Raw genomic sequence first — 12,529 nt, forward strand, 5'->3', positions numbered from 1 at the left:
TGCGATCGTGCGGTGATCGCCGCCGAGTCCACCGAACTGTTCGTCGGGCCTCGGACCGCACTGCTGCAGGTGGTGCGGCTGACGTCGGACGCTCTGGCCGGGCCGGTGCACGCGCACGTGTCGGGGCCCGGGTTGCACTCGCCGCGGCACGGCGGATCGCTCGCGCCGGGGCCGTTCGGGTACGAGATCGGCGTCGACGTGTCCGAGCACCCGCCCGGCGCCGTGGTGCCCGCGCAGGCCGTCGTGCGGTCGGCCGCCGGCGAGCAGTCGTGCACGTTCTCGCTGGTCGTGGGCTCGCCGGGGTGGACGGTGCACCTCGTCGGGCACGTGGCTGGTGATGCGCCGTTCGCGGCGTTCCGCGCGCACCTCGACCTGGCGCTGACCGATCCCGCCTACCGGTTCGCGGTGACGTCGGTCGAGCTCCTGCAGCCGTACTGGGACATGTTCCCGGAGCACCGCTCGGTGCTGCTGCGGCTGATCGCCGAGGGACGGGTCGAGGTCGTCGGGTCCGAGTCCAATGTGGTCGGTGTGGCGCCGTTGCTGTCCTCGCTGCCGTCCGGGCCTGCGTTGGCGGCGTCGTCGCTGGGCGAGGCCGAACGGGCGGTGTACTCGTCGTTCCTGGACATGCGCGTTGGAGTTCCGGCGCCGCACGTGATGATGCCGGTCGGTGTCTCGCGGGAGGCTCCGAGCCCGTGGGTGACCGCGATCCACCACGACTGGAGCGCGCGCTACACGTGGCCGCGCGTCGTCTGTTCGTTGCCGCGTGACTACTACGTGCGTGGCTCTCTGCCCGTGCCGCGTGCACCGCTGGACGACTCTCCTGCCGCCGTGTTCGCTTCGCACGCCGCACGGTTGACCGGCGCGGCCTTTCCGGGCGCAGCTCTGTCCCGTGCCGCTCTCGCACATCCGCGGGAGGCGTTCGACCTGCGGTCGGACGTCGTGTCACGGTCGCTCGCGGCCTTGACGTCCACTGTGGATTCGTCGGTGGTGGTGTGGAACCCGACGGCCGCGGTGTGCACCGATGTCGTGTCCGTGCATCTGCCCGTGGCGCGCAATGTGCACGTGGAGTTCGACGGCGCCGTGCTGCCGACGTTGGTCGACGGCGTGACCGTGACGTTCTTGGCGCGCGACGTGCCCGCCCGCGGATGGCGCACCTACGAGTTGGTCGAGGACGACGTCGACCACGGCTGGAAGCGCGGCTACGGCAAGGAGATCGCGTCCACTCACTACGTCCTCTCGTATGACCCGATCGCTTCCCTCGTGGCCGTGGACGGTCCGGCGTTGGAGGCGCCTCGGATGGTCGGCCCGGTGAGCGTCTGGCACAGCGAGGTCGGCGAGAAGATGGTCGGCTCCACGACCGTCGCGCTGTGGAACGAGGTACCGCACCTGGGCCCGTCCACGTTGTTCGCCGTGGTGGGCGCGCGGTCTCCGGTCAGCGGCTCGTTGCCGTCCGTGGCGCCGCGTCTGGCCGTGGCCGGCCCACCGCTGGGACCTGTCACACCGGCCGTGACGCCCGTGTTCGCGCGGTACTGGCTGCACGAGCCCGCGCCGTTGGGAGGCCTGCCCGCGAGCGTCCACCTGGAGGTGCTCGGCCCGACGCGGCTGCGGGTGGTGGCGGTGTCCGACGGCGGCGAGTTCTCCGGCGTCGTGCGGCTGACGCTGCCGGACGGCTGGTCGGCGTCGTGGACGTCGATGCCGGTGTCGCTGCCGGCGGGCGGTCACGTCTCGGCCGAGGTGCGGTTGGAGGCTCCGCGCACGCCGGGTTGCCACCCGGTGCGCGCGACGCTCGAGGGCCTGCCGTTCTTCGACGTCTACGACGTGGCGCTGCTGACCGTGCCGGAGTGGGACGCCGACGACCCGGTCGAGGTGCTGTGGGTGGCGTCGTCGCCGCCGGTCGTGTCGGTGCGGCCGGGCTCTCAAGCGGTCATACGGGTCGTGGTGGCGTCGAGCGCACACGGCGACCTGCCGGTGCAGGCGCGGTTGTTGTCGCCCCGTCCGTCGTGGGAGTTCGCCGGCCCGTTCTGCGTGGGCGGCCTGCTGCCCGCACGAGGTCGGCTGCCGCTGGACTTCACGCTGGACGCGCCGCCCTGGGCCACTCCGGACACGTGGTCGGCCGTGGTGCGCGTGGCCGCGGGCGACCTGGTCCGCACCACTGCGCCCATCCGCCTCGAAGTGGCTGGTTAAGCTGGCCCACCGTGACTGATCTGGTGCTGGCACTGGACTTCGGCGGCACCAAGATCGCCGCCGCCCTGGTGGACAGGTTCGGCGGTGTGGTGCGCTCCCACCGCGTGCCGACGCCCACTTCGGACCCTTGGGACGCGGTCGCCTCGGTGATCTCGTCGGTCGTCGAGGACGCGCCTGTCATCGGCGTGGGCATCGCGTCGGCGGGCCCGGTCGACACCACGGCGGGCACCGTCTCGCCGATCAACGTCCCGTCGTGGGACGCCTTCCCGCTGCGCGCGTCGGTGGCGTCGCTGTTCCCGGACGTGCCGGTGGAACTGGCGGGCGACGGCGTGTGCATGGCGCTGGGCGAGCACTGGCGAGGCGCCGGCCGGGGCAGCAGGTTCATGGTCGGCCTGGTCGTGTCGACGGGCGTCGGCGGCGGCCTGGTGCTGGACGGCCGCCCGTTCGGCGGGCGCACGGGCAACGCCGGGCACATCGGTCACGTGGTCGTGGATCCCGACGGTGTCCCCTGCACGTGCGGCGGCCGCGGGTGCGTGGAGACCATCGCCGGCGGGCCGCGGATGGTGGACTGGGCGCGACGGGCCGGGTGGCAGGCGCCGGACCACGCGGACGCCGCCCTGCTGGCCGCCGCCGCGCTGGCCGGGGAGGAGATCCCGCTGGTGGCGTTCGAGCGGGCCGGTCAGGCGGTGGGGATGGCGATCGCCGGGGCCGCCGCGGTGTGCGACCTGGAGCTCGCGGTCATCGGGGGCGGGGTGGCGCAGGCCGGGGAGCTGCTGTTCGAGCCGGTGCGGCGGACGTTGAAGGCGCACGCCGGGTTGTCGTACCTCGAGGGGTTGGAGGTGCGGGCGGCGGAGCTCGGTGGGGAGGCCGGGCTGGTGGGGGCGGCGGCGTTGGTGCGGCAGGCGGGGTGAGGGTCGCGGCTGAGGGGCGCGGCGGAGGGGTGGCGCGGCGGGGGTGGCTCGGGGCTGGGGTGGCTCGGGGCTGGTGAGGCGCGGCGGGCTGAGCTAACGAGCAGGCTGGGTGGCGCGGCGGGCTGAGAGGTCGGCCTGGCGGGTGACGGCCCGGAGGGTCGGGCAGGGCGGACCGGCCCAGTGGGTGGCGAGACCGGGCTGAACTCGGCTGCGGTGAAGGCCTGGGCAGGCCAGGAACCCACCGCAAGAGTTGAGCCACCAGGGTGAGTGGCGTGGCGGCGTCGGGCGCCGGCGCGTCAGACCGCCTGGCGGGTGTGGCGCAGCGGCGACTCCACTCGGGCCACCACCACGCCTGCCGACTCCAGGGCCGTGCGGACCGCGCGGGCGATCTCGACGGCGTTCGGGGTGTCGCCGTGCACGCAGATCGAGTCCGCCTGGATGCGGACCGGGCGGCCCGAGACGCTGCGGATCCAGCCCTCGGTGGCCAGTTGGACGCAGCGGGCCGCTATCTCCGCCGGGTCGCGGAGGACGGCTCCCGGTTCCGAGCGCGGTACGAGGGTGCCGGCGGCGGTGTAGGCGCGGTCGGCGAAGGCCTCGTGCCAGATCCGCAGGCCCGCCACCGAGGCTCGTTTCAGCCACACCGCGCCTGGTGGGCCCAGCACGGCGAGGGTCGGGTCGAACAGGCGGACGGCGTCCACCACGGCGTCTGCCTGGGCCTCGTGGCGGACCAGGGTGTTGTAGAGGGCGCCGTGCGGTTTCACGTACGCGATTCGGGTGCCTGCTGTGCGGGCGAAGGCCGACAAGGCGCCCAGTTGGGCGAGGACCTCGTTGGTCAACGTGTCTGGCGCTACGTCGATGAAGCGGCGGCCGAAGCCCGGTAGGTCGCGGTAGCCGACGTGGGCACCCACGGCCACGCCTGCGGCGACGGCTTGGGCACAGGTCTCGCGCATGGTGTCGGCGTCGCCCGCGTGGTAGCCGCAGGCGATGTTCGCGCTGGTCACGACTGCCAGCAGCGCCTTGTCGTCGCCCAGGGTCCAGTGGCCGAAGCCCTCGCCCAGGTCCGCGTTGATGTCCATGGCCGTCCTCCCCTGACGCGCTCACCGACGATTGTGGGATTGTTGAACGATTCTACGATAGTGCAATCGAACGATCCTGCAAATAGACTTGGCAGGTGACCGAGACGTGGGTGTCGACGCTGGCCCAGAACAAGGCTGATCTGGAGCGCGCGAGCACCGCGCAGAAGGTCGCCGACATGCTGCGCGAGCGAGTCCTCGACGGCGAGCTCGCACCCGGTCTGAGGCTCAGCGAAGAGGCCATCGGCGGCGCCCTGGGGGTCAGCCGCAACACGCTGCGAGAAGCGTTCCGCCTGCTCACGCGCGACCGCCTGCTGGTCCACGAGCACAGCCGCGGCGTCTTCGTGCGCAGGCCGAGCGGCGCCGACGTGCGGGACCTCTACGCCGCCCGACGCGTGATCGAGTGCGGCTCGCTGCGCCTGTGGAACGACGTCACCGAAGCCCAGCGCGAGGCCGTGCGGGCACCCGTCCGCCAGGCCGTCGCCAGGGCCGAGAAGAACGACTGGACGAGGGCCGGGCAGGCGAACATCCAGTTCCACCGCGGCATCGTGGGCCTCGCGAGCAGCTCCCGGCTGAGCGACGAGTCCGACCGCCTGTTCGCCGAGCTCATGCTGGCCTTCCGGGTGGCCGCGGAGATCAACGACTTCTACCAGACCTATGTGCCGTGGAACCGCAGGATCGTCGAACTGCTGAACAACGGCGAGGTCGCGCAGGCGGTGGACCAGCTCTCGGAGTACTTCGACGCGGCCGAACAGGACCTCGTCGCCCGCCTTGAGGCCTATTAGTCCAAAGGGACTGTTAAGTCCTGGGCAACGATTCCGATCACGAGGCTGACGGCAACCTTCATCAGGCCTAACATCCGCGCAACACCGCGTAACGGAGGCCACCATGCCGTCGGATCACAAGACCGGCTTGCGCTGGAGCAACTGGAACCTGCTGCTGATACTTCCGCTGTTCATGCTCATCACGCCGTGGTTCAACATGGACGAGCCCAGGATCCTCGGGTTGCCGTTCTTCTACTGGTACCAGTTCCTGTTCGTCCCGCTCGGCGTCGCGTGCGTCGGGATCGTCTACGTCAAGACCAAGGACGAGCCCGTGGTCACCGGCAAGCCCGACAAGCTCGGCGTTGACGACCTGGACGAGGGAGCGAACTGATGCAGTGGACCGAGCTGATCGTCTTCAGCGCTCTCTTCCTGCTCGTCACGGTCATGGGCTTCGTGGCGGCGCGGTGGCAGAAGGGCGAGACCCTCGACCACCTCGACGAGTGGGGCCTCGGCGGCCGCAAGTTCGGCAGCTGGATCACGTGGTTCCTGGTCGGCGGTGACCTCTACACCGCGTACACGTTCGTCGCGGTGCCGGCGCTGATGTTCGGCGCGGGCGCGACCGGGTTCTTCGCGCTGCCGTACACGGTGATCCTCTACCCGCTGGTGTTCCTGCCTCTCGTGCGGATGTGGTCGGTCAGCCGCGTACACGGCTACGTGACGCCCGCGGACTTCGTGAAGGGCAGGTACGGCTCGCACTGGCTCGCGTTGCTGATCGCCATCACCGGCATCGTCGCGACCATGCCGTACATCGCGCTGCAGCTCGTGGGCCTCGAAGCCGTGCTGCGGTCGATGGGCCTCAACGGCTCCGGCATCCTCGGCCACCTGCCGCTGTTCATCGCGTTCCTGATCCTCGCGCTCTACACCTACCAGTCGGGTCTGCGGGCGCCGGCGCTGATCGCGTTCGTCAAGGACATCCTGATCTACCTGGTGATCCTGGTGGCGATCATCTACCTGCCCGCGAAGTTCGGCGGCTGGGGCGAGATCTTCAACGACGCGCAGGCCAAGTTCGACGCGACGCCCAGCAAGACCGACGGCATCCTGCTGACCGGCACGAACCAGCTGCAGTACGCCACGCTGGCTCTCGGATCGGCACTCGCGCTGTTCCTCTACCCGCACTCGCTGACCGGCATCCTCGCGAGCCGCGGCCGCAACGTCATCAAGCGCAACATGGTGGCGCTGCCCGCGTACTCGCTGCTGCTGGGTCTGCTGGCACTGCTGGGCTTCGTCGCGATCAGCGCGGGCACCAAGCCGATCGTCAACCAGGCGACCGGCCGTCCCGACACCAACACGATCGTGCCCGAGCTCTTCGGCGCGAACTTCCCGTCGTGGTTCGCGGGCATCGCGTTCGCGGCCATCGGCATCGGCGCGCTGGTGCCGGCGGCGATCATGTCCATCGCGGCGGCGAACCTGTGGACGCGCAACGTCTACAAGGAGTACATGAAGAAGAACGCGACTCCGGCGGAGGAGGCCAAGCAGGCCAAGCTCGCGTCGCTGGTCGTGAAGTTCGGCGCCGTCGCGTTCATCGTGTTCGTCGACCCGCAGTTCTCGATCGACCTGCAGCTCATCGGCGGCGTCATGATCCTGCAGACGCTCCCGGCGGTCGCGATCGCGCTCTACACGCGCTGGTTCCACGTGTACGGCCTGGTCGCCGGCTGGATCGCGGGCATGGGCTACGGCATGTGGCTGCTCTACAACATCGGCAACCCCGCCGTCGGCAAGGCGCACTTCGCCGGTTCGGCACTGCCGCTGGGCAACATCTCGCTCTTCGGGTGGCACCCGTTCGGCGGTTCGACGACGCAGATCTACGTCGGCATCGTCTCGCTGTTCGTCAACCTGCTGATCGCGGTGGTCGTCACGCTCATCGCCAAGAAGGCCAAGTGGTTCAACGGGACGGACCAGACCGACCCGTCGGACTACCACGTCGACGAGGACAGCCCGAGGGTCAAGCCCGTCGCTGCCCACTGAGACGCAGTCGTCAACACTAGGGGCCACCCGTCGGTTACGGCGGGTGGCCCTCTGCGTTGAGGATCGAGTACGTGAAAACCATCGCCGGACTGGTCGGACTGACCGCACTCGCCATGGCCCTGAGTCCTGCCGTCGCCCAAGCGCAGGACGCGAACTGCTACGACACCACCGTCCCGCTCACCGTCGAGGAGCAGCGGCTCGACGACACGCTCGTCGCGGGCGGCCCCGCCGTCGGCCCCGCGCTCGTGCAGCTCGCCGGGTTCGACGGCCGCGTCACGGACTTCACCACGAGACTGTGCCGGCAGGTCGTGCCGAAGCAGGCGCAGCAGTTCGTCGAACGCGAGGGCAACGCGCTGTGGAAGGCCGCCGTCGCCCGCGCGCAGAGCACAACACCTCAGGCACACGACGCCTACGACGACCGCCCGCTCTACTGGGCGCGGCTGCAGCTCAGCTCCGCGCTGCGCCAGTGGAAGCCGCGCTTCGCCTTCTCACCCGCCGATCGCGCCGCGCTCATCCAGAAGTTCGACTGGGCCTCGCGCGGACTGAGCGACGCCGCGTTCCCGTCCAAGCCCGGCGTGCGCAAGATCGCGGTCACCGGCTTCGACCCGTTCCAGCTCAGCGGCGCGAACGTGCGCCGCGCCAACCCGGCCGGCGCGGCGGCGTTGCAGCTCGACGGCCGCGAGATCGACACCCCGAACGGCAAGGTCGTGCTGCAGGCCGCGGTGCTGCCGGTGCTGTGGGGCGGCTTCGACGAGGGGATCGTCGAGCAGTTCTACGGCAAGGCGTTGCAGCAGAAGCCCGACGCGTTCGTGACGATCAGCCAGGGCAGGCCCGGCCGGTTCGACGTCGAGCGGTGGGCGGCGCGCTGGCGCGGCGGCTTCGCGGACAACAACAACGTCGGGTCGTACGGCAGCGTCCCGAACGCGCCCGGCTGGCCGCAGCCGACGAACGAGTTCATCGAGACCACGCTGCCGTTCCAGAAGATGATCGACGCGGGCACCGGCCCGTTCGCGGTGAACTACAACCTGAACTTCTGCGAGTGGGTCGTCGTGGGTTCGCAGCAGTCGTGCCGCGCCGACACCCCGACCCCGGGCCGGGTGGCGGCCTCCGGCGGTGGCGGTGACTACCTGTCCAACGAGAGCATGTACCGGGCCAACCGGCTGCGCATCGGTTGGGGCGCAACCAACGTCCTGGGCGGACACCTGCACACGCCGGTGCTCGGCCAGCCCGCCGATCCGGCCGCGCTGACGGATCCGGCGTTCGAAAAGCAGCGTCGGGACATCGCCGATCAGGTCAAGGCCCTAGTCTCTGTGGTGTGACTCGTGTGCGGCTGGCGGTGGCAATTGTCCTGAGCGCGTTGACGCTGTCCGCGTGCGCGATTCAGGTGGGCGGTCAGGCGGTCCCCGGACCGCTGCCGTCGACCGCCTCCGCCTCCGCGCCCACGCTGCCCAAGTCGGGGCAGTGCATGAACGCGTACGAGCTGAAGGTGCTGCAGTGCACCGAATCGCACGAGGCCGAGGTGATGAGCGTCGGTGAGCTCACCGGCCTCCCCTCGACCTACCCGGACACGCAGGCGCTGCGCAAGGCCGCGCTGCCGCCGTGCCGCCAGACGCTGACGGAGTACCTGGGCAGCGGCGACGCGGACTCGACGCGCCTGCGCGTGTGGGCGTTCTGGCCGAACGAGCAGGGCTGGAAGGACGGCCAGCGCTGGCGGCTGTGCACCGTCGTGGAGATCAGCCCCGACGAGAAGCCGCTGGCGCGCAAGGGTTCCGTGAAGGACGCGCTGAAGAACAACGGCTTCAGCACCTTCCAGACCTGCACCCAGGGTTCGCCGTCGAAGGACCAGGAGGTCAAGGTCGTCGCGTGCACCTCCACCGCGCACATGGCCGAGGCCGTGCCCGGTGGCGTCGTGTCGCTCGGCAAGTCGACCGACCCCGCTCCGTCCAAGGAGCAGATGAACTCGATCGCGAACGAGAAGTGCACGAAGGCCGTGCACGACTACCTGGGCTCGACCAAGCGCTCCGACGTGTTCCCCGCGTGGCGGAACCCCGGTTCCCAGGCGTGGTCAGAGGGTTGGACCAACGCCGTCTGCTACGCGGAGGCCACCAAGACCTTCAACGGGACGCTCCTCGGCATCCGGGACAACCCGCTCCCGAACTGAGCCCGCGACCACGACCATCAACACGGCGGCCAGGGACAGCACCAGCATCGCGATTCCTGCGATTCCCACGGCACACCTCCCTTTCCGCCTCAGGTGGTTGACGATCTTTGTGACCGCCATCACGTACCTAAGACGTTCCCGGAAGGTGCCGGGTTCATTCCTGGGGCAAGACCATTTCAGGCGGTTGCGGAGAAGTCCCCAGGCTTGTCCACAGCTATCCACAACATGTGCACAACGCCGTCCACACCTGTGGACAACTTCGTCTCATGTGGACGATGAGCTGCACTGACTCAGAGAAAATTGCTGCACAGGACCACTCCGGCAGCCCCGCCGATCACCAACCCGATCATGAACACGAGCACGTAACGCCACCACGGCGTGCGGACCGGCTCAGCGGACGGCGGCACCGGGTAGTAGCGCACGATGCCCGTCGTCGGGCCGACCTCCACATCGCGCTTCGAACCGTCGAAGTTCAGGCCGCCGGGGAGTTCGTTCGTCACGCCGTCAGTAGTACCTCAAAAAGATGACCCAGCGGTCGCCGTTGACCGCTGGGTCATCAAAACACCTCGGGCGAGTTAGCCCAGGCGCTGCTTCAGGGCCGCCAGCTCGTCGCGGAGCGTGGTCGGGACCTTCTCACCGATCTTCTCGAACCACTCCTCGACCAGCGGGATCTCGGCACGCCACTCGTCGGCGTCGAACGCGAGCGAGGCCTCGATGTCCTCACGCGACGCGTCCAGGCCCTCGAGGTCGAGGTCGTCGGCGGTCGGCACGTAGCCGATCGGCGTCTCCTGCGCGGCGGCCTTGCCCTCGAGGCGCTCGATGGCCCACTTCAGCACGCGCGAGTTCTCGCCGAATCCCGGCCACAGGAAGCGCTTGTCCTCGCCGCGGCGGAACCAGTTGACGTAGAAGATCTTCGGCAGCTTGTCGGCGTCGGCGCGCTTGCCGAGGTCGACCCAGTGCTGGAAGTAGTCGCCGGCGTTGTAGCCGATGAACGGCAGCATCGCCATCGGGTCGCGGCGGACGACGCCGGTCTTGCCGACCGCGGCGGCCGTGGTCTCCGACGACAGCGTGGCGCCCATGTAGGTGCCGTGCTGCCAGTCGCGCGACTCGGTGACCAGCGGGATCGTCGTGGCGCGGCGGCCACCGAAGAAGATCGCGCTGATCGGCACGCCCTTGGGGTCGTCCCACTCGGGCGCCTTGATGTCGCACTGCTCGATCGGCGTGCAGTACCGGGAGTTCGGGTGCGAGCTGAGCTCCTCGCTGTCCGGCGTCCAGTCCTGGTGCTTCCACGAGGTGAGGTGGGCCGGGGGCTCGCCCATGCCCTCCCACCAGATGTCGCCGTCGTCGGTCAGCGCGACGTTCGTGAAGAGCGAGTTGCCCTTGGCGATGGTGCGCATCGCGTTCGGGTTGGTGTGGTAGTCGGTGCCGGGCGCGACGCCGAAGAAGCCGTTCTCCGGGTTCACCGCGTACAGGCGGCCGTCCTCACCGAAGCGCATCCAGGCGATGTCGTCGCCGAGCGTCTCGACCTTCCAGCCGGGGATGGTCGGCTCCAGCATGGCGAGGTTCGTCTTGCCGCAGGCCGACGGGAACGCGGCGGCGATGTAGTACGCCTTGTTCTCCGGCGAGGTGAGCTTGAGGATCAGCATGTGCTCGGCGAGCCAGCCCTCGTCGCGCGCCATCGCGCTCGCGATGCGCAGCGAGAAGCACTTCTTGCCCAGCAGCGCGTTGCCGCCGTAGCCGGAGCCGAAGCTCCAGATCTCGCGGGTCTCCGGGAAGTGGGAGATGTACTTGGTCGTGTTGCACGGCCACTGCACGTCTTCCTGACCCGGCTCCAGCGGGGCGCCGAGCGAGTGCAGCGCGGGCACGTACGGCGCGTCCTCACCGAAGAGGTTCAGCGCCTTGGTGCCCATGCGGGTCATGATGTGCATGGAGACGACGACGTACTCCGAGTCGGTGATCTCGACACCGAGCATCGGCTTCTCCGCGTCCAGCGGGCCCATGCAGAACGGGATGACGTACATCGTGCGGCCACGCATGCAGCCCCGGTAGAGCTCGGTCATGATGGCCTTCATCTCGGAAGGGTCCATCCAGTTGTTCGTCGCGCCCGAGTCCTCCTCGCGCACGGAACAGATGTAGGTCCGCTCCTCGACGCGCGCGACGTCGCTGGGGTCCGAGGCGGCCCAGAAGGAGTTGGGCTTCTTCTTGAGCGGCACGAAGGTGCCGGCGTCGACGAGCTTCTTCGTGAGACGGTCCCATTCGCCCTGAGACCCGTCAGCCCAAACAACCTCGTCGGGGCAGGTCAGCTCAGCGACTTCCTGAACCCATGCGAGCAGCTGCGCGTGGTTGGTAGGTGCCTGTTCGAGACCGGGAATGGTCACTGCCGTCATCTCGTCTCGTCTCCTGACTGAACGCCTCGGCAACCCGAGCACGTGGTGGTCCGGTGCAGGACTTCGTCGTCCTCGGGAATAGCTCACGACGCCCGGTGGGGCCGGGCGTACGTGGAAGGGGATGGACCGAGGTTAGCCGGATGAATGGCAGGTAAAGCACCCCCAGCCTGTCGCTTGCCTCACAAAACCGATTCTGGAATCGATTCAGCACTCGGACGGCGTTAAGGCCGGCTTGAGGTGGGAAAAACACAAGAGGCCCCAGTGCGGTTCTCACCACACCGGGGCCTGTGACCTGCGCTTCAGTTGACGGGTCAGTTCGGACTGATCCACTGCCCCGTTGTGGAATCGATTCGGACGACGCCGTCGAACCGTTCTTCCTCGAGCCACTCGTCCGAGTCGTCCAGAATGCCGCTCTTCGAGTCCGTCACGTACCGGCCGTCGGCCTCGATGTGCCCGTGCTCGACCTCGACCCAGTCGTCACCGCGGTGTTCCGACATCGTGACCTCGCCAGACCGTGTGATCTCGGTCGCCACGTCGGCCTTGCCGTCGCCGTTCGAGTCGGTGAACAACCACGTGTCACCGTCGTCGTCCCGAACGATCGCGGTGTCCGCCTTGCCGTCCCCGTCGGTGTCCTCGGTCGCCTGCCCGACGTTTCGTTCACCGTCGTCGGTCTCCACGACAATCGCCTGCTTGGGCGAAGAATTCGTTTTTTCCTGCCGCGGGTCGTTCGGGTCGACGGCAACCCACTCACCGGAATTCTCCTCGAACCGGGCCTGACTCAGGAGATTGCCGTCCTTGTCGAACGTGCTCATCAAGTCCGCGTCGCCGTCACCGTTCGTGTCGGTGAACGCGAGATGGCCACCATCGTCGGTCTCGACGACCGCGGAGTCGTTCGTGCCGTCGTTGTCGAGGTCGAAGGTGACGTCGGCGGTGTACTCCTCGTCCTCGACGGTCACCTTCAGCTCGGCGTCGGCCGCACCGTTCTCGTCGATGTACACCGGGACACACCTCCTACTTGCTCATG

Annotated in this window: 11 protein-coding genes; 7 read left to right on the forward strand and 4 right to left on the reverse strand. The window is 68.9% G+C overall.

What is annotated here, in order from left to right:
• Nucleotides 1-12 precede the first annotated feature (12 nt).
• Complete coding sequence (locus ABZX02_RS13150) at nt 13-2,184, forward strand: NEW3 domain-containing protein (RefSeq protein WP_355297803.1); 2,172 nt, start codon at nt 13-15, stop codon at nt 2,182-2,184.
• Nucleotides 2,185-2,195: 11 nt separating this feature from the next.
• Nucleotides 2,196-3,095 (forward strand): ROK family protein, encoded by a 900-nt coding sequence (locus ABZX02_RS13155; protein ID WP_355297805.1) that lies wholly within the window; start codon nt 2,196-2,198, stop codon nt 3,093-3,095.
• A gap of 296 nt (nt 3,096-3,391) precedes the next feature.
• Here ABZX02_RS13155 and ABZX02_RS13160 read toward each other — a convergent pair whose 3' ends face one another.
• On the reverse strand, nt 3,392-4,171 hold the full coding sequence (locus ABZX02_RS13160; protein ID WP_355297807.1) for a 5-oxoprolinase subunit PxpA: 780 nt from the start codon (nt 4,169-4,171) through the stop codon (nt 3,392-3,394).
• 95 nt (nt 4,172-4,266) lie between these two features.
• Between ABZX02_RS13160 and ABZX02_RS13165 the strand changes: the two genes are divergently transcribed.
• From ABZX02_RS13165 to ABZX02_RS13185, 5 genes are all read left to right on the forward strand, one after another.
• A complete protein-coding gene (locus ABZX02_RS13165; RefSeq protein ID WP_355297809.1) occupies nt 4,267-4,953 on the forward strand; it encodes a GntR family transcriptional regulator in 687 nt (228 codons plus the stop codon).
• A 103-nt stretch (nt 4,954-5,056) separates the two neighbouring features.
• The gene (locus ABZX02_RS13170) at nt 5,057-5,323 is read left to right on the forward strand and encodes a DUF3311 domain-containing protein (protein WP_355297811.1); all 267 of its coding nucleotides are present in this window, start codon (nt 5,057-5,059) and stop codon (nt 5,321-5,323) included.
• On the forward strand, nt 5,323-6,957 hold the full coding sequence (gene mctP / locus ABZX02_RS13175; RefSeq protein WP_355297813.1) for a monocarboxylate uptake permease MctP: 1,635 nt from the start codon (nt 5,323-5,325) through the stop codon (nt 6,955-6,957). The genes ABZX02_RS13170 and mctP overlap by 1 nt, the downstream gene beginning before the upstream one ends.
• A 71-nt stretch (nt 6,958-7,028) precedes the next feature.
• Nucleotides 7,029-8,276: a hypothetical protein gene (locus ABZX02_RS13180; protein WP_355297814.1), complete on the forward strand. Its 1,248-nt coding sequence runs from the start codon at nt 7,029-7,031 to the stop codon at nt 8,274-8,276.
• Nucleotides 8,273-9,118, forward strand: a complete 846-nt coding sequence (locus ABZX02_RS13185) for a septum formation family protein (protein ID WP_355297816.1) — start codon at nt 8,273-8,275, stop codon at nt 9,116-9,118. Before ABZX02_RS13180 ends, ABZX02_RS13185 begins: the two co-directional genes overlap by 4 nt.
• 290 nt (nt 9,119-9,408) lie before the next feature.
• On the opposite strand, the gene ABZX02_RS13190 is transcribed toward ABZX02_RS13185, so the two are convergent.
• The 3 genes from ABZX02_RS13190 to ABZX02_RS13200 all read right to left on the reverse strand — a co-directional run bounded on the left by ABZX02_RS13190 (nt 9,409) and on the right by ABZX02_RS13200 (nt 12,503).
• Nucleotides 9,409-9,618 (reverse strand): hypothetical protein, encoded by a 210-nt coding sequence (locus tag ABZX02_RS13190; RefSeq protein WP_355297817.1) that lies wholly within the window; start codon nt 9,616-9,618, stop codon nt 9,409-9,411.
• Between the two features lie 75 nt (nt 9,619-9,693).
• Nucleotides 9,694-11,505 carry a phosphoenolpyruvate carboxykinase (GTP) gene (locus tag ABZX02_RS13195; RefSeq protein WP_355297819.1) on the reverse strand — a complete coding sequence of 604 codons (1,812 nt, stop codon included), beginning with the start codon at nt 11,503-11,505 and terminating at the stop codon, nt 9,694-9,696.
• A 311-nt stretch (nt 11,506-11,816) separates the two neighbouring features.
• The gene (locus ABZX02_RS13200) at nt 11,817-12,503 is read right to left on the reverse strand and encodes a hypothetical protein (protein ID WP_355297821.1); all 687 of its coding nucleotides are present in this window, start codon (nt 12,501-12,503) and stop codon (nt 11,817-11,819) included.
• Nucleotides 12,504-12,529: the final 26 nt, after the last annotated feature.

The sequence above is a fragment of the Lentzea sp. NPDC003310 genome (assembly GCF_040610935.1).
GTDB lineage: Bacteria > Actinomycetota > Actinomycetes > Mycobacteriales > Pseudonocardiaceae > Lentzea.